Origin of the sequence: Wolbachia endosymbiont (group A) of Longitarsus flavicornis, from assembly GCF_963931955.1 — a bacterium.
In the GTDB taxonomy this organism is placed as follows: Bacteria; Pseudomonadota; Alphaproteobacteria; order Rickettsiales; family Anaplasmataceae; genus Wolbachia.
In genome coordinates, this window is sequence record NZ_OZ008337.1 from 979,390 (window position 1) to 996,821 (window position 17,432).

At 33.7% G+C, this 17,432-nt stretch carries 16 protein-coding genes, 1 tRNA gene and 1 pseudogene; 10 read left to right on the top strand and 8 right to left on the bottom strand.

From position 1 onward, the window contains the following. Positions 1–43: 43 nt before the first annotated feature. From gmk to AABM58_RS04865, 3 genes are read right to left on the bottom strand one after another with little or no spacing between them, the layout of a single operon-like run. On the bottom strand, positions 44–652 hold the full coding sequence (gene gmk, locus AABM58_RS04855; RefSeq protein WP_338406537.1) for a guanylate kinase: 609 nt from the start codon (positions 650–652) through the stop codon (positions 44–46). Continuing rightward, positions 636–2,441: a pentapeptide repeat-containing protein gene (locus AABM58_RS04860; protein WP_338406538.1), complete on the bottom strand. Its 1,806-nt coding sequence runs from the start codon at positions 2,439–2,441 to the stop codon at positions 636–638. Before AABM58_RS04860 ends, gmk begins: the two co-directional genes overlap by 17 nt. Further along, on the bottom strand, positions 2,434–3,636 hold the full coding sequence (locus AABM58_RS04865) for an ankyrin repeat domain-containing protein (protein ID WP_338406539.1): 1,203 nt from the start codon (positions 3,634–3,636) through the stop codon (positions 2,434–2,436). Before AABM58_RS04865 ends, AABM58_RS04860 begins: the two co-directional genes overlap by 8 nt. 135 nt (positions 3,637–3,771) lie before the next feature. Between AABM58_RS04865 and AABM58_RS04870 the strand changes: the two genes are divergently transcribed. Further along, positions 3,772–4,564 (top strand): IS5 family transposase gene (locus tag AABM58_RS04870; protein WP_338405927.1). Its coding sequence is split into 2 segments (ribosomal slippage): positions 3,772–4,035 and positions 4,037–4,564, totalling 792 coding nucleotides; the frame shifts between segments, so codons are not numbered across the junction. 157 nt (positions 4,565–4,721) lie between these two features. Here AABM58_RS04870 and AABM58_RS04875 read toward each other — a convergent pair. Continuing rightward, entirely contained in the window at positions 4,722–4,865 is a 144-nt protein-coding gene (locus AABM58_RS04875; protein ID WP_338406540.1) for a hypothetical protein, read from the bottom strand. 127 nt (positions 4,866–4,992) lie between these two features. Here AABM58_RS04875 and AABM58_RS04880 point away from each other — a divergent pair, with 127 nt between their 5' ends. Next, a complete protein-coding gene (locus tag AABM58_RS04880) occupies positions 4,993–6,348 on the top strand; it encodes a phosphomannomutase/phosphoglucomutase (protein ID WP_338406541.1) in 1,356 nt (451 codons plus the stop codon). Positions 6,349–6,493: 145 nt separating this feature from the next. On the opposite strand, the gene AABM58_RS04885 is transcribed toward AABM58_RS04880, so the two are convergent. The 4 genes and pseudogenes from AABM58_RS04885 to AABM58_RS04900 form a co-directional block, all read right to left on the bottom strand. Continuing rightward, positions 6,494–7,084, bottom strand: a complete 591-nt coding sequence (locus tag AABM58_RS04885) for a CvpA family protein (RefSeq protein ID WP_338406542.1) — start codon at positions 7,082–7,084, stop codon at positions 6,494–6,496. A gap of 57 nt (positions 7,085–7,141) precedes the next feature. Further along, positions 7,142–7,873, bottom strand: coding sequence for a riboflavin synthase (locus tag AABM58_RS04890; protein ID WP_338406543.1), 732 nt, complete (start codon positions 7,871–7,873; stop codon positions 7,142–7,144). Between the two features lie 73 nt (positions 7,874–7,946). After that, positions 7,947–8,773: pseudogene (locus tag AABM58_RS04895) on the bottom strand (IS5 family transposase). 64 nt (positions 8,774–8,837) lie between these two features. Then, positions 8,838–10,535, bottom strand: a complete 1,698-nt coding sequence (locus tag AABM58_RS04900) for a hypothetical protein (protein WP_338406544.1) — start codon at positions 10,533–10,535, stop codon at positions 8,838–8,840. A 146-nt stretch (positions 10,536–10,681) separates the two neighbouring features. Here AABM58_RS04900 and pheS point away from each other — a divergent pair, with 146 nt between their 5' ends. The 8 genes from pheS to AABM58_RS04940 all read left to right on the top strand — a co-directional run bounded on the left by pheS (position 10,682) and on the right by AABM58_RS04940 (position 17,413). Next, a complete protein-coding gene (pheS, locus tag AABM58_RS04905; RefSeq protein WP_338406545.1) occupies positions 10,682–11,725 on the top strand; it encodes a phenylalanine--tRNA ligase subunit alpha in 1,044 nt (347 codons plus the stop codon). Next, complete coding sequence (glmU, locus tag AABM58_RS04910; RefSeq protein ID WP_338406546.1) at positions 11,726–13,018, top strand: bifunctional UDP-N-acetylglucosamine diphosphorylase/glucosamine-1-phosphate N-acetyltransferase GlmU; 1,293 nt, start codon at positions 11,726–11,728, stop codon at positions 13,016–13,018. Positions 13,019–14,005: 987 nt separating this feature from the next. Further along, positions 14,006–14,308, top strand: a complete 303-nt coding sequence (gene rplU, locus AABM58_RS04915; RefSeq protein ID WP_182366585.1) for a 50S ribosomal protein L21 — start codon at positions 14,006–14,008, stop codon at positions 14,306–14,308. Between the two features lie 10 nt (positions 14,309–14,318). Continuing rightward, complete coding sequence (rpmA, locus tag AABM58_RS04920) at positions 14,319–14,588, top strand: 50S ribosomal protein L27 (RefSeq protein ID WP_010082252.1); 270 nt, start codon at positions 14,319–14,321, stop codon at positions 14,586–14,588. Between the two features lie 9 nt (positions 14,589–14,597). Continuing rightward, a tRNA-Ile gene (locus tag AABM58_RS04925) sits at positions 14,598–14,674 on the top strand. A 64-nt stretch (positions 14,675–14,738) separates the two neighbouring features. Next, positions 14,739–15,911: a methionine adenosyltransferase gene (gene metK / locus AABM58_RS04930; protein ID WP_338406547.1), complete on the top strand. Its 1,173-nt coding sequence runs from the start codon at positions 14,739–14,741 to the stop codon at positions 15,909–15,911. Between the two features lie 127 nt (positions 15,912–16,038). Beyond that, a complete protein-coding gene (locus tag AABM58_RS04935; protein ID WP_338406548.1) occupies positions 16,039–16,713 on the top strand; it encodes a thiaminase II/PqqC family protein in 675 nt (224 codons plus the stop codon). A 40-nt stretch (positions 16,714–16,753) separates the two neighbouring features. Next, on the top strand, positions 16,754–17,413 hold the full coding sequence (locus tag AABM58_RS04940; protein ID WP_338406549.1) for a thiaminase II/PqqC family protein: 660 nt from the start codon (positions 16,754–16,756) through the stop codon (positions 17,411–17,413). Positions 17,414–17,432 lie beyond the last annotated feature (19 nt).

Below are 17,432 nucleotides of genomic sequence, written 5' to 3' on the forward strand. Positions count from 1 at the left end.
AATAGGATAAGAAACTATAGCTGCAAATATCCAAATTGATTTTTTATAAGTCTTCCAGACTTGGTTTTTCTTTTAGTTTTTTAAGTCTTTCTTTATTTAGTATGGAGCTTATCTCTTCTACACTTTTATCAATATCATCATTGATTATTACATAATCATATTTATCACGTTTGCTTATCTCTTTTTGAGCTTCGGCTAATCTGCGCTCTATTTCGCTTGCATCATCACTATTACGCTTTTGCAAACGCAACCTAAGCTCTTCCATTGAAGGGGGAAGTATAAAAACACTTACAACTTTTTTTCTCATGAGCTTGAATAAGTGAAATGCTCCTTGCCAGTCTATGCTGAGTAAAACGCTTATTCCATTGCTTAAGTTTTGCTCTATAAAATTTCTTGGTATACCATAAAAATTCTCAAAAACTTTGGCGTATTCAAGCATTTGGCCAGCTTTGCATAACTCGTGAAATTTTTCTTCGGTAACGAAAAAATAGTCTTTTCCATTTATTTCGCCGGAGCGAGGCTTGCGCGTAGTCATAGAAACAGACCTAACTAAATTAGTTGATTGCTCAAGTAATTTTGCTGATATAGTAGTTTTTCCAGCTCCAGAAGGGGAGGATAGAACCAATAATACGCCCTCACTTTTTACGGTCATTTTTCTTTGCATTTTTTAACATGGCGCTTTTTGGATCAGAGTTTAAGAAGCTAGAACCTTCTAAATTAGAATTTGATAAGTTGGTGCCAATAAGAGAAGAGTTATCAAAGACAGTATAGCGCAAATCGGTTTTTTCAAGATTTGCCTTATTCAAATTAACGTTTACAAACTTTGCTCTACTCAATGTTGAATTAGAAAAATCGGCATTTTCTAAATTCATATCCTTAAATTCAAAGTAAGAATAATTTACATTAAATTTTTCACCCTGTGATATTTTCTCTTGCAAATCTTCAATTGAAGTTATAGCATTTCCTGAACCTGTGAGTTTCTCCTGCCCTTGATTGTCAATCAAAATTGAATTATCAAATTTGCAACCTGTTAAGTGAACATCAGCAACTGAACTTTTATATATGCTTGAAGAGTGAAAAGACATATCACTAATTGTTGAATTGCTCAAATTGCTAAGAAAAAAACTAGTTTTCCTAAAGGCATTAGCGTGAAGCAAAGAAGATCTGAAATCGCTTTCAATAAAATTTGAATTAGTTACTTTTAAATTGGACCAACTCGAATTATCAGCTAATAAATTAAAGAATGTTGAATTTTCTATTTCACTGGAATCAATATTATGGCGAGAAAGCGTACTGTTATAAACTTGAGAGTCTTGGATTTTTATCTTATACATTGAAGTTGTAGAAAGGTCTGAATCTTCTATCTTTGCAGAGGTAAATAGTGAATGGTCAAAAAATGAGCCATTCATGTTAGAATTCGCAACTTTAGTATTATGAAACTTTCCATGACGAATGTCAGCATTAGAGACATTAACTTGATGCAGTTCACTAAAACTAAAATCAATATTGGATAAATCAGCATCCTGAAGATTTGTTTCAGAAACATATGCATGTTTTATCTTGGAACCATTTAGTATAGATTGAACAAAACTTGAATTATCGTCATTCACATAGGAAATTTGTGTGTTGCTTAAATTAGTTTCGTCGAAGTTACTGTCAATTATGATAGAAGAATTAAGGCAGGCATCGGAAAGATTGCTACCTGTAAAGTCTGATTCTTTTAACTCTGCACCATATATGTTAGCATTTTTTAATGAAGAAAATTGTATCTTTAATTTATATGCATCCACTCCAAAGAAACTTGCATTATCAAGGTTGTTTTTCTGCATAACGGTATCGTTTATTTCACTATCACTAAAATTTACGTAGCTAACATTCGAGTTTGATAAGCTAGAAAAACTCATTTTCACATTCGAGAAATTAGTATGCACACCAATTACATTGTGCATACTTACTTTTTTGAGATCGGAACTGATAAAATCAGCATAACTAACATTGGACTGGTCAAATACGATATCTGTTAAATTTGCAGAAACAAATTTTGTAAAACTCAAATTTGTACCTTTTATTTTAATGCCATGTAAATTAGCATTGGAGAAATTAGCACCACGTAAATCAACATCAATGAAAGACACATCTGATAAATCGGTGTTAGAAAAATCAGCACCAATTAGACTTACTCCATCAAAAACAGATTTATTGAGATATAATTGACTAAAATTAGCTCCATTTAAGTTAGAACCAAAACCTTTCTTAAAATCTTCTGGCACGCCCTCTTTGTGGCACTGCACCAAAAATTCAGCAAAGTCTTTTTTACTATAAGATACATATTTTACATCATGCAGAGCGTTTAAAAAATCACTAATCGGATTTTTTTCATCATTTATTTCGTTTCCATAACATAAATGACCAACTAAAATTAATATCAAGAATCTAATCATCTTGCTTATCGCACTGTATTTCTTTCGTTTTCACAGCCCAATCGTACATTGCTGAGCTTTCTTTATTGTCTATTTTTCTATCCTCCAAAAGATGTGGCATCATTTCAGCAATCGCATTTATTATCTTGACTTGCTTTTTTTCGATTGCTATATCAATTGAGGATTGAAAATTATTATTAACTACTCTAAGATCAGCGCCTTGTAATAAGAGAAAGCGCACTATGTCTACCTCACCTTGTTTAACTGAATAAATGAGAGGAGTATCACCCAATTTATTTCTAAATCTTAGTATCTCTTGAATTGTTAATCCAATTTTTTCTAGCTTACTTATTACTCCTCTTAAGCAAGTTAAGTTGTTCTTCTTAATGCAGTAAAAAAATTGTTTACTGTAATCGTCAATAAATATAGTTGTAGGAAGATGCTCATTAAGGCTATCATATTGTCGTTTATATATTGACTTGCTTTGTATATCTTTATGACCCCATTCTTTTATTGGTTCTCTGTTTAGCTTTGTCCATTTTTGTAAATTTTTCTTTTCACTTTGCTCTTCTTCATCTTTTTTAGTTATAGGTTTTACTCTATTGCGGTCCTTAGAATTATTGTTTATTTCTTTCACTTTTTTTTCTTCAGACTGACTTCCTACTTCTTCTTTTTTTTCTTCTGATAATTGACTCGCATCACTTTTTGAAAGTTCATTATCTTTTATATCAATCTTCTGATCAGCTTGTAGATTTTTTTGCGGGTTAGCTGTATTCTCATTTAAATCAGCACTTAAAGGCAAAGGCTCTGGTTTTAAATCTTTATTCACTTCTTTATTGGCCACATTTGGTAAATTTCGAGCAAATTTGTCTGTGCTTTCTTCTAGCGGGTCATTTGGCAAATCTTTATCAATCTTTTCACCCCCACTTATAGTTTTTTCAACCACGGAAGCTTTATTCTCGTTGTGTTGCAGCTTCTCTTTATCGGTAGTGTCGTCTAATCTTTTGCTCTCAGCCTCTTGTGTTTGTTTAGCATCGACGTTGCTTTTCAACTCATCTTTTTGATTTGTACTGCTCAGTAAATCTTGCTTTCTTGCACCTACATTTTCGTTTTTATGAACTGACCCAATTTTCTTTTCTTCACGCTGCTCTATGGCAAACAGGCTCAGTGATCCAAATACAACAACTAATAGTATGAAATATAAAATATTTTTCATAAATGTTCAAAACATAAGCTTAATTAAAATGATACTATAATCAAATGATTAATCTACAGTAAAAAATGCCTAAGAACCTGTACATGATCTCAAGAAAGGAATAAACTAAGAGATAATGTATATAAGTTAGGATATATGAGGAGTTTATACCCAAGTAATATAAGTCGGGAAAGATTTGAGATTATATTACCAGATCTAGAGTCCTGTAGAAAAAAAACAAAACCAAGAAAACTTGATTTGTATGATGTATTTTGTGGAGTGTTATACGTTCTGAAAAGCGTTTGTCAGTGGAGAATGCTACCAAAAGAGTTTCCAAAATGGCGCAATTGTTACGACTATTTTAAGAAGTGGAGTGAAAAACCAGATGCAAATAAAGAAAGTGTTCTGGAGCTGGTGTTAAAAAAAAATAGTTGGCGTAGTCCGACAAAACAATGGTCGGAAAGAAAAAACCAGCTTCTGCATAATTGATGCACAGAGTGTAAAAAATGCAGATACTGCTGAAGAAAAAGGCTACGATGCAGGCAAAAAGATTTCAGGAATAAAACGCCATATTGCAGTAGATACGCAAGGTTTGCCACATGCAATTTATGTAACAACAGCAGAGATAACTGACCGTAGCAGTGCTGTGAGAATGGTAGAAAATGCAAAAGAAAACCTCTCGGGAGTTAAAAATGTACTGGTTGATGCAGGCTATACGGGAGAGAATTTTGCAACACAAATAAAAGCAACTATTGGTGCAACTGTTGAGGTAATAAAACGCAGTGAATTACATACCTTTGCTGTATTGCCAAAAAGATGGGTTGTAGAGCGTTCTTTTGCTTGGTTGGAAAAATGTAGACGGTTATGGAAAAATTGCGAGCGTAAACTCAACACCAGCTTGCAAATGGTAGTTCTTGCTTTCACTGCTTTGTTCCTCAAAAGATTATGAACAGGTTCTAAGAAATTTTGATTTGGTAAAGATGCTTCAAATTCTCTATGTGTTTCATTTATTGATTGCTCAAATTTTTGGAACTCCTTTTCCCACTTTAAATTTATCTGTCCTGTAATGTTCTCATCTTTGCGTAAAGGGCCAATAAAATACCAGATTAAATTTTTTCCTCCAATTGTTTTATAGTCTCTTGAAAGCTGCTACAAGATTCAATCACATCTAAAATATCCTTTTTCTGCTGTTCATCTACATCTAAACTTTGACTTTCAGCTATAAATACATTTTCGTTTTCCTGTGGCATAATTTTACATTTTAAAAAATATACTATAATATTAACAGATTTCTTTAAAAAGTCAACTAATTGTTGGATAAATAAACTTGAGCATTTGGCCAAAATGTTATATAGTAGTCACTTCAAGAAGTACAGTATGGACAATACCATTATAAGAAAATACGATATTAGAGGTATAATAGGCAAAGACTTGCAGATTAATGATGGGTACGAGATAGGTAGAAAGTTTGGCCAAACCGTAGCTAGTGTTTGTGTCGGCTACGATAGTAGAATAGATTCACCAGGTATAGAAAGAGAATTAATGAGGGGCTTAACTTTATCCGGTGCAAATGTTATACGCGTTGGACTATGCTCTTCACCTATGCTTTACGCTGCAACACAAATCACACAGGCGGATCTTGGTATCATAATAACTGCCTCTCATAACCCCAGCGAATATAATGGCTTTAAATTTTTTAGTAATAAAAAAGTCTTCTCAGATCAAGAAATGAAGGAAATTATAAGCAGTCCAATTAAAAACAGTACAAGAATTGGAAGCTTAATTAACATAAATATACATGGTGAGTACATTAGCATATTAAAAAGTGCAGTGAAGAACGATACTACACAGAAATTAAAAATAGCCTGGGATTGTGGAAATAGTCCAGCAAGTGGAATTATAAGGTATATTGAAAAGATCTTGCCCGGTCATACGCACATCGTAACCAATAACTCTATAGATGGGGCATTTCCACTGCATGATCCAGATCCCATAGAGGAAAAGAACCTCGCTCAATTAATTGACATTGTGAAGGAATGTGAATGTGATCTTGGCATTGCGCTAGATGGTGATAGCGATAGGGTGCGCTTAATTGATAATAAAGGCAACGTTGTTTCCAATGACCATTTATTTATAATTTTTGCACGTGAAGTGTTGGAGGAATATCCAGAAAGCAAAGTTATTGCTAACGTAAAAATGAGTATGAAAGTGCATGATTTTGTTAGCAAGTTAGGAGGGCAAGTTATTACCTGTGCTACTGGACATTCACTGGTTAAGAAGAAGATGGTAGAGGAAGAGGCAAAGTTTGCTGGTGAATTAAGCGGGCACTTCTTCTTTTCTGAGCTGGGTTTTGATGATGGACTATATTCTGCTGTTAAAGCAGTTGATATCTTACTTAAGAAAAACCAAAGCCTATCTCAGGTGATTGAGGATTTACCAAAGTTATATATCACTCATGAAGTGAAGATTGTAGTGAAAGATGAGAAAAAGTTTCAAATAATTGAATCAATAAAGAAAACACTGGAGCAGCAAAATATTGTATTTTCAGATCTTGATGGTGTTAAAGTAACCGATAATAAAGGTTGGTGGCTTCTTAGGGTATCAAATACGCAAAACTGCATTACAGCAAGATGCGAAGGAGAGACTTTAGAGGGTTTTGAACTTACTAAAAAGGTTTTGTTCCATTACATTGATGAAGCAAGGTCTTTAAATTGTAGCTACTCACAGAAATAAACTTGATTTACAAAGTTGGCATAAAAGTATTATCAGAAGTATATATACGCAGCTTAAGAGATGGTATGAAAAAGGAGTTTGGCTTGAGCTGATTGAGAATTGCCATAATTCTTGTACAGCAATGAACATGTTTATAAATGAATATTTACTCTTCTTTTTTATTGTTTTTGGGTTTTTCTTGATCAACCATTTCTCCACCGATCTCTTTTATTTTTAGTATCAACGACTCTGGTACATATATGTCAATTACTTCTTCTGCTGTCACAAATAGAGTCTGATAAGAGTGTGAATTTATTATCCAATTAGGCAATATGTCTTCTGCTTCTATTTTAGACTCTCCCTCTTTTTTGTCATATACTGTGTAGCAATATAAGTGCACAGCAAAAAATAATACATAAGAGAGCAATATTCCTTTAAGCACTCCGAGAAAGATTCCAGTAACTCTATCGATAAACCCCAATCTTATGGGCGATAATATGTACATTAGCCAGTTATTTATTATCATCAATATAATATTAAGTATAATAAATACAGAGATTGTAGAAAGTATGTTTAATGTAACTTTAGAATCAAAATATTTACTATAATTTAGAGTGAAAAAATCATAGTGATTAGCTGTCAGAAAAACTGATAAAAATAGAAACATTAGTGCGCATAGCTCTTTTATGAAGCCTCTAGTTACCGAGATTATTACACATAGAACAACAATGAAGATAATTAGACTATCGAAAAGCATATTTTATATCTGTATGGTTTTCAAGATATAATAGTTATAAATAACGAGGTTGTAAAATTAATTGTATTTATGCTGCATCAGTTGATCTAAATACCTAGCGATCATGTCAATTTCTAAATTCAGATAATCATCTACTTTGTTGTACTGAAAAGTTGTATTTTCCCATGTGTAGGGAATTATATTTACTGTAAATTCGGCAGACCCCTTTTGAAATTCGATTTCTGATGGCAATTTTGTTGTCAAAGCTTGACTGTGCTCCTCAAATACATTTAAGTATTCTGCGGTGCTCGCCTGTGCTTCTCCTAAAAATTTCTCACCACAAACAAATTTCGAAAGGGGTCTGATGATAACTGAGTTCACTGTGAGAGAAACCCCATCTAGTGTAACGGAGCCTTTTTTTGCAACAAATTTAATTAATTCTTGTGAGCACGATAGCTTGATTTCATGAGAATCTAAATTTCGCTCAATTGTTAAAATTTTTACTATCCCGTCAACATGACCCTGAACTAGGTGGCCATCGATCTTATCACTTAATCTCATTGCTTGTTCTAGGTTTATTTTTTCCCCTATTTTCCACGTATTTAAGTTAGCAACCTTCATAGTTTCTTGAGACACTTGGACTGTAAATATATCGCTCATTATATCAACAACAGTTAAACACACACCAGAGCAAGCTATTGAATCTCCTTTACTTATAGAGGATAAATTTTGTGTTTTGATATGGAAAGAGTTGGAGTGGGTGGTAGTATCAGTTATAGTCCCGATATCCGTGATAATTCCTTTAAACATATGGTGAAAATAAATAATTTTACCATGAAAGATCTCTTAGGACAACTTGTTTACATTAGACTTCTTTCAAAATTCATGTATGGAGCTCAAAATTGTGAATTGCAGCAATCAAATTAAACCTTAAACCAAAACGTTTTCGTCGGTTTCTATACCTGTCCGAGATGATTTTAAACCTTTTCAATAAGCCAATTACGTTTTCAACAATTGCCCTTTGGCTCATAAGTGCCCTGTTCTCTTTTTTTTGTTCTTTGCTTAACGGATTCTTTTTCATTTTCCTGTGCGGTAATACAACATTTTTGTGTATCTTCTGCATTCCCCTGTAGCCGGCATCAGCTAAGATTTTGGTGTCCGGTAATATTGCTACCTTTGATTCTCTAAACATCCGAAAATCGTGTTTTCTACCATTCGAGAAAGATGTGCATATGACTTTTTTACTCTTCTTCTCTGTTACTATTTGTGTTTTTATAGTATGCCTTTTTTTCTTTCCAGAGTAGAAGGGCTTTTGCTTTTTTTTGGTCTCTCTACTGGCGTTTCAGTTCCGTCTATTACTAAAACTTCATATTCTACATCACTCTTTAATAGCTCTTTTTTTCCTGGTAATGCAAAATCTGGATGTTTTATTAATATGTCTTCTACCTATCTTATTATTTTAAAACTGTTACTTTCACTCATGCCATAGCTTTGCCCAATATGAAAATATGTACGATATTCTCTTATATATTCCAGTGCCATAAGTAGCCTGTCTTCTATGCAAAGTTTACTTTTTCTTCCACTTCTAGCTTTTTTTCTTTTATCCTCCACTTCTAGAATTTCTACCATTCGCTCAAATGTTGCTTTTTTTACCCCTGTTAAACGTCGAAACTTTTCTCCTTCTAACTTTTCTATTTCCTTATATTTCATGCTTTCAAATACTTCATCTTACACTCCCTCTAACAATTTTGAAAGAAGTCTATTTTGGGTAAGTTTAAATGCGAGAAGGAGATTTGTTCTGTTCAATAGATTCTACAGAATATTCAGAATATATAAAGCGAGCTAAATTCAAAATACACAGCGCGATTAATATTGGTAGTCCTATGTTCAATGCTAGCCCAATACTTTCTCTTTTTTCTGGTGGTACTAATCCTTTTAACATTGACACTTTTCCTAACGGAAAATGCCATAAGCAAAGTGTCGATGCAGATGCTACTATTATAAATAGACAAAAATAAGCCTTTTTTGAGGAAAATACAGTTTTTAATGATGATTTGAGTGTAATGTTAGTAGGTGGTAGAGTTTTAGCTTCATTTGTTGCTGGTGAAAGATCTTTAATTGGTAAAGGGTTTGTAGATTTGTGAGGAGTATTTTCATGTTGTGGAGAAGGTTGTTGTATATAAACACCTGAAACTAATTTAAGCAATTGCTCTTTTTTTCTATATACTTGTTTTTGTAAATATTCTCTACCTAAAAGTGAGTTACTAAGAGGTTGTGGCCTTTCGAGTATCTGTAATACTTCTGATATTTCGCCTGGCTCTAAGATTGCATGTAATTGTTTATCTTGAAAGTAAACAATATTGAATACTGAGCTAAAAATATTGCGAAATGTTTCTGGATCTTGATTTTTGTACCCACTCATCACTTCAATAAATATTTCATCGAGTTTTTTTCCCCTGCGCTCAATCTGGTTATCTATCATAGCTACTCTAGCATCATTTCGTGCTTGTTTTATGGTAGGTTGTTTTTCTTCTTCTGGTAGTTCTTGAGCTTGCTTTTTCGATTTTTTTCTATTAGCTTTAAAATACTCTGTGTGCGAAGTAATTTGACCGAAATCAGAAATAAGCATTGTGACGTCTTCTATTCTTCTTTCGTCGATTCCATCTTTTTGTGTTACCTTGTCCTGTTTTGTCTCTTGAAGTGTTGGATGGTAAGTCAAAGCCCTCTGGTTTCGTATGGACAGTTTTGGTGGCTGTTGAAAGAAGAATTGTATTGTATTAAAAAAATTGGGTAGCCGAAAAGAAGATCCAAACCAAAAAAAATTGTCACGCATTGCAGCAACAACTATTGGAACCCGCATCACTTGCTTTTTACTACTTGTTAAATTATAGCCAAACAGGCCTGTAACTGGTACGATTTGTCTATTTTGTGCGTTTTTTTGGTTAGTCTCACTCTGTTCTTTTTTGTCTTCATTTTCAGTTTTTTCTGTATGTTGTAGCTTTTCATTTAGAAATAACTCGATTTGGTGCAAGTTGTCCAGGTTAATGTTTTCAACGTCTGTTTGTAGCGTTATCGTTGTGCCCTGCAGAAGGATTTGAGGCGGAGCATTATTTACGAATTCTTCTACAGTTTTATAACTGTTAGTTTTACAGTAGTTATTATATAGTTCACTGCTTTCTTTGGGCACTTTTATGTTTGCTGTAAAATTTTTTTCCCGGGAAAGGCAGATTTTGAAAAAATTAATTAAAGAGTTTATTCGAAATAATCTTATATTAAAGGTGTCTTTATCTGTTGCTGTTAGCTCAAATGAAAATTCTTGTATATTACTTTCAATACTTCTCGAGCGAATAGTACTGATCTTAATTGTTTCGCTAGAAAATGCTTTACTTATGTTTCTGGATTTTTCCTTAAAGAGCTTAGGTAAATCCTCTATTTTATACTTATTCTTAGTTTCAGTATTACTGTTGTGCATAGTTGATACAGCAAATTCATCAACGCAAAGGTAAATAAAAAAGATTAATCAGTCAATAAATTAATAATCAGAATAGGGCAATTTTTCGGATTGTTGATGATATTTAAAATTTCACTATAATGAAAGTTTAAGCCAGCGTTTTTAAGATGAATAAAGAGTTATTAGATGACATACTTTCACTTGAAGATAAAGCAGTTTCCGAAATTGAGAATGCTTCTTTTTTGCAAGATTTAGAAAAAGTTAGACTATTATATTTGGGAAAAAAGGGTGTAGTTAGAGCGTATTTTGATAACTTAAAAAAGATAGAAAATGCAGAGAAAAAGCGTGATTTAGGCGCAGTTATTAATGCTTTACGTGATAAGATAGATCATCTTATCATGAATAGGGAAAATGTGCTAAAAACAGAAGAAGTTAACTTTAAATTGCAGAACGAGGCAGTTGATATTACGTTGCCTGTTAGACCAGAAAAAATCGGCAAGATCCATCCACTCAGTAAAGTTATAAATGAAGTAAAGCTTATTTTTGCACATATGGGTTTTAAAGCAGTTGATGGCCCTGATATTGAAGATGAATTTTATGTATTTGATGCACTGAATACTCCAAGTCATCATCCTGCGCGAGAGGAGCAAGATACCTTCTACTTAAAGAATAAAATAAACGATAAAAGAATGGTACTGCGCACTCACACTTCATCTGTACAGATTAGAACCATGGAAAAAACAAAAAAATTCCCAATTAAAATAGTAGCCCCTGGTAGGGTATACAGAAATGACTTTGATGCAACTCATACTCCTATGTTTCACCAGATAGAAGGGTTATATGTCGATGAAAACGTCAATATGGGCCAGTTAAAATTTACTATTCATCACTTCCTTAATAAGTTTTTTGGAGATAAAGGGCTGAAGATACGTTTTCGTAATAGTTTTTTTCCTTTTACTGAACCCTCTGCGGAAGTGGACATAAGTTATAAAGGTAGTAAATGGATAGAAGTGCTTGGATGTGGTATGGTGCATCCAAATGTCTTTCAAAATGTTGGAATAGACCATACTAAATACAACGGTTTTGCGTTTGGCATTGGTATAGAAAGGCTTGCGATGCTAAAATATCAAATCAGCGACCTAAGAAGCTTTTACGATAACAAAATCAGTTGGCTTGATCATTATGGTTTTCATTTTTCATCTTTAAGATAAGTGATAAATAAAGCTCATACTTTTATCATACTTGCTGCCGGGCATGGCAGGCGGATGAATTCAGATTTGCCTAAGGTTCTGCACGAAATAGGCAATTTTTCCATGCTTCAGCATGTCATTTACAATGCAAAACAGTTAAATCCTGAAAATATTGCTGTTGTAGTTGATCAGCCTTTAATTGAAAGACTAAAGTGCTTTGAGGATATACAGTTAATTACACAAGAATCAACACTCGGCACGGGGGATGCAGTCAAAACTGCGATGAGAAACCTGAAAGAATTGCCAGATTCGAACATAGTTGTTGTGCAGTATGGAGATACTCCGCTCATAAAAAGCAGCACAATAACTAAAATGATTAGTTATTTAGAAGGCAAGGCTCTAGTTTGCCTAGGTTTTAGGGCAAGCAATAAAGAATATGGTAGGTTAATCATTGAGAATGGTTCCTTAAGAGAAATCGTAGAAGCAAAGAGTGATAAAAATAATCATGAAGAGTTTCTTGCCAATGCTGGAATAATGGTTGCATATGCAAAGAATTTACGTGAATTGGTGGAGAAAATAGAGTGCAATAGCTCAACTCATGAATATTATTTGACCGATATAGTTTCCATTGCAGTGAAGAGTAATTTAAATGTCGGTTACGTTATTACGGGTGGAGAAGAAGCAACGGGAATAAATAACAGAAATGACCTTATAAAAGCTGAATTTTACTTTCAAGAAAATAAAAGAAAAATTTTTACCGACGCCGGAGTAACACTTGTTGCGCCAGAGACTGTTTTCTTTTCTCTTGATACGCAAATTGCCAGAGATTCAGTGATTTACCCATACGTTTTTTTTGGTCCTGGAGTGAAAATAGAGTCTGGTGCGAAAATGCTGCCATTTTTGTATTTAGAAAACTGCTTAATTAAAAGTAATGCTGAGGTCGGTCCATTTACCAGAATACGCGGAAACACAACAATTGGTAATAAGGCAAAAATAGGAAATTTTGTGGAAGTGAAAACAAGTGAAGTTGGTCAAAACACTAGAATAAAACACTTAAGTTATATAGGAAATGCTAAAGTAGGGCAGGGGAGTAATATAGGAGCAGGCACTATTGTTTGTAATTATGATGGGAAAAATAAATATGAAACGAATATAGGGAGCAATTGCTTTGTTGGCGCCAATAGCTCACTAATTGCGCCGCTTAATATTCATGATGAATCTGTAATTGCAGCAGGTAGTGTTATAGTTGAGGATGTACCAGAAAAAAGCCTTGCAATAGCAAGAGAAAAGCAGGTGATTAAGAAAATAAAGTAATTTGCTGTAATTATATTAGACTTCTTGCATAACCATATAACAAACTTTTATTAGGAATAGAAACGAAAAAACTTACTTGACAAACTCCGCCAGCGCCCTTATCATGAAACTGAAGCTATATTATTTAACTTCCCAATCTGTGCAGATTAAAACGACAAGAAAACTTGTATTTGGCGTACTATGCTTAATTTTTTGCACTATGTGTACCTTATGTCTTTATCAAATTTCTAGGTTTTTACCTATATAAGCTGAAACGCGCTTATAAAGCGTTCAAGACATCACCCAACGTCAAATTTTAAAATAGAGAGTGAATAACTAGCTACTGCGGGTTTTCTATGCCTTTTTTTTCTGCCTGGTAAATTTCTTAAATATTAAAGCTAAGGTTAGTTGCATTTAAAAGCAGCTAAATTGCAGCGTTTAAGACTTAAAAACGCCAATACTGAAAATAGACAATGACTAGGGCTTCTTTTGCCTTTTTTTTCGTTTGGTAAATTTCTTAATGTTTGTAGCTAAAAGAGCCCAAGAGAGGTGTCATTCCAATGCCCCTGTGATGTCATTCCAGCGCGTGACGCTGGAATCCCAAAAAAAGGATGATGTCATCCCAGTGCCCTGACTACTTGGATCCAGAAAACTTAACTTTAAATAAGTGGCTGCATAATAAAGACTAGATTCCAGACTGGAATGACATCACAGGGGTACTGGGATAACATCATCATAAAGGAACCAGTGTCAAGCTACTCGGATGACAGGAGAAGGGGCTACTTGCATGACGGTGTCGGTAAACTTAGAGCTATAATAACTATTTGCCTTTTTTCTGCTTAGGTTATGCAAGAAGTCTACTGTCTGAGAAAAGGTAGATAAAAGATGAAAACAGATAGAAGTATTTAAGTAGCTCAAAAGGAACGTTAAGTCATGTTTTTTATTTATATTGACAGTATATATGACATCGTTTACGATTAAAGTTAATAACAATAATTTATATTTATCATGTTTGCAGTAATTGAGACTGGTGGAAAGCAATATTTAGTAAAAGAAGGCAGTATAATAAAGGTAGAGAAGTTAGAAGCTGAAGAAAAAAAAGAGGTGGAAATCAATAAGGTGATTTGTATTTCAAATAATGGCTTATCTTATTCATCTAATGCTACTGTTAAAGCTGAAGTATTGGAGCAGTGTAGAGGAGAAAAAATTATAATCTTTAAGAAGAAAAGAAGAAAAAATTACCGTAGGAAAACTGGTCATAGGCAGTATATAACTGTTCTTCGTATCAATGAAATTAATCTTCAAAAGTAAGAGGTAAAATATGGCAACTAAAAAATCAGGTGGTAGTTCCTGTAATGGTAGAGATTCGGCAGGTCGTAGGTTAGGAATAAAGAAGAATGGGAAGGTTATTCCTGGTAACATAATTGTGCGCCAAAGAGGCACAAAATTCCATCCTGGAAAGAATGTTGGTATAGGTAAAGATCATACGATTTTTGCTAAAATAGAAGGCTGGGTCAGCTTTAGAAGGTCAGCAAATAAAAAGACTTTTATTGATATCTTGCCTACAGATAATATGAAAGCTTCAGCTTGAATAAATCATGGGTCTGTAGCTCAGGTGGTTAGAGCGCACGCCTGATAAGCGTGAGGTCGGAGGTTCAACTCTTCCCAGACCCACCATTTAATAATTACTAACTGTGTTTTTTATAGCGGTTTTGGTATTATATAAGCAGAAACCTAAAGCATGAGTTTATATAAAAATTTAGTAACCAGTGAATCAGTGGCGGCTGGTCATCCAGATAAAGTAGCAGATCAAATTTCAGATGCAATACTTGATGAATACCTTTTCACTGATCCTTTTGCGCGAGCTGCAATAGAGACTTTAGTCACCAAAGATAACGTTATTATAGCTGGGGAAGTATTCGGACCTAACATCAAAAAGGGCAGGATTGAAAGTATTGTACGGAATACAATAAAAGATATTGGTTATGAGCATGATGGTTTCCACTGGAGAAAAGTGAAGGTAAATATATTATTACATGAGCAATCAAATGACATTGCAATAGGGTTGGATCAAGGTGCTGGAGATCAGGGCATAATGTATGGCTATGCAACAACAGAGACAAAAAACCTTATGCCGGCACCCATTTTTTATGCGCACTCGATTCTGAAAAATATCATGAGCGCAGTTAAAGAAGCAAAACTTGGTCCAGATGCAAAGTCACAAATCACTTTGGCATATGAGAATAACCTCCCGGTACGTGCTGAAAGTATTATTGTCTCAATACAGCACCCTGAGGATTTGGATCAATCAAAAGTAAAAGAAATAATTTACCCTTACATAGTTTCATTTTTACCTGAAGGATGGATGTGTCCTGAGGAAAATCTCTTAGTCAATCCAACTGGTAGATTTGTTATTGGTGGGCCGGTTGGTGATTGTGGATTAACCGGACGGAAAATTATGGTTGATACTTATGGAGGTTATATTCCACACGGTGGAGGAGCATTTTCCGGAAAAGATGCAACCAAAGTTGATAGATCTGCAGCTTATATGGCAAGATACCTTGCTAAAAATATTGTCTTTGCAGGGTTGGCTGAACGTTGTCTGGTGCAGTTTTCTTATGCAATTGGTATATCAAAACCTACTTCATTCTATATTGATACATTTGGTACGAATACGGTAGAGGAAGGAGTAATTAAAAAGTTTATCGAGAATAATATAGATTTATCAACAAAAGGCATAATCAAGCATTTATCGCTTAATCATCCTATATATAAACGTACAGCCTGTTATGGACATTTTGGTAAACAGTCGGAAAGTGACGGTGGATTTTCTTGGGAAAACATGAACTTGTCCGCTGATCTTTGTAGAGAATTCAATATAGAAGGTAATAGTAAGATTTCTTTAGATTGCTAAAATTTTTGATTTACAGCCCAATATTTATATACTAGCTTATTGTTAAAGTATAATTGCTTTTTCATAATAATTATACTATATTAGTGATAATTTTTTTATATTCAGTTTTTATTGTGAGGCTCATAAGGTGTATAACGAAATAGAAGGAGAACTGTACAACGTAATTGTAAAAGAGTTTTCCGATCTTATTGATAGGATGAAAGAACATCCTTTTTATGTTGAATTGGTGAATGGTACTTTAGATTATAAAAGATTTAAATTTTACCTTCAGCAGGATTTTCTATGTTCTGTAGATAACGCTCGTGCTCATTTAGTGGTTGCAGCTAAAGTTAATGATGTTGAGACAATGAGTAGGTTAATTGATATAACAAAAGGAACATTTGATTTTCGAGAACAATATAAAAAATATTTCGAGGATTGTGATCTATCTGATAATAATAAAAAGTCAAGAGCTTGTTCTGCCTATGCTGACCTTTTCATGAGTACTGCGTATCACAATTCTGTTACTGAGACCTTAGTGTTGTCTTATTCTCTCTTTAATGTATACCAAATTGTTATATGCCATATGGCAAATGAGATAACAACTAAGGGGATTAAAAGTAACAAATACAAAAAGTGGATTGATATCTGTAATAGCAAAGGAATGGACGCGGTGGTTGAAGAGGTTAGTGATATTACAAGTGAGCTATACAAAAAAGCTAGTGACTGTGAAAAGGAAAAGATATATGAGCTTTGTAGAAAAGGACTGGAGCTAGAGATAGTGTTTTTGGATGAGGCATATTACTCTAATATACCTCAATAAAAACGCATTAGCACAAATTGTTTACGTTGGCAGTATTGTAGTGTTCAGTGGTATAATTAAGAGTTGTTATGGATCAAATCTTTTAAAGGATATAATTGAGCATCCTTTTAATGTTGAATTGGCGAATAACACTCTAAGTATAGAAAGTTTCAGATTCTATATTCAACAAGGTACATTACTCTTGAGTGATTATATTCGTACCGTTTTAATTACTGCATCCAGGGTAGAAGACTGTAACAATGTTGTTTCACTTATTAGGGTGGCTCGAGGGGCAATTGCTATTGAAAGAATTTTGCATAACCACTACTTTGCTATATATGCTATAAATCGTGGAGAGAAATCTCTTGAGTGCTTAAATTTCACTAATTTTCTTTTGTCTACATCATATAGCAACACTTATGAAGCCATAACAGTTTTGTATTCTTATATGTTTATATACAAGACTACCGTTGATAGTATGAAAAATAGATTCAAGAAAAATAATAGATATAAGGATTGGTTTGATTTTTATAGCGGTAGTTTTATAGAATCTGGATGCATTATTTTAGAAAATATTGTTGATGAATATTGCAGCAGGGCAAGAGAAAATGAAAAGAGCAGAATGCTTAAGTTATTTAAGATAAGCGCCCAATTCATATTGGATTTTTTGAACGGTGCATATAATTTTTCACAAATCAATCAAGATTTTAAGGAATATTGACAATTTTAAGCTAATTTGT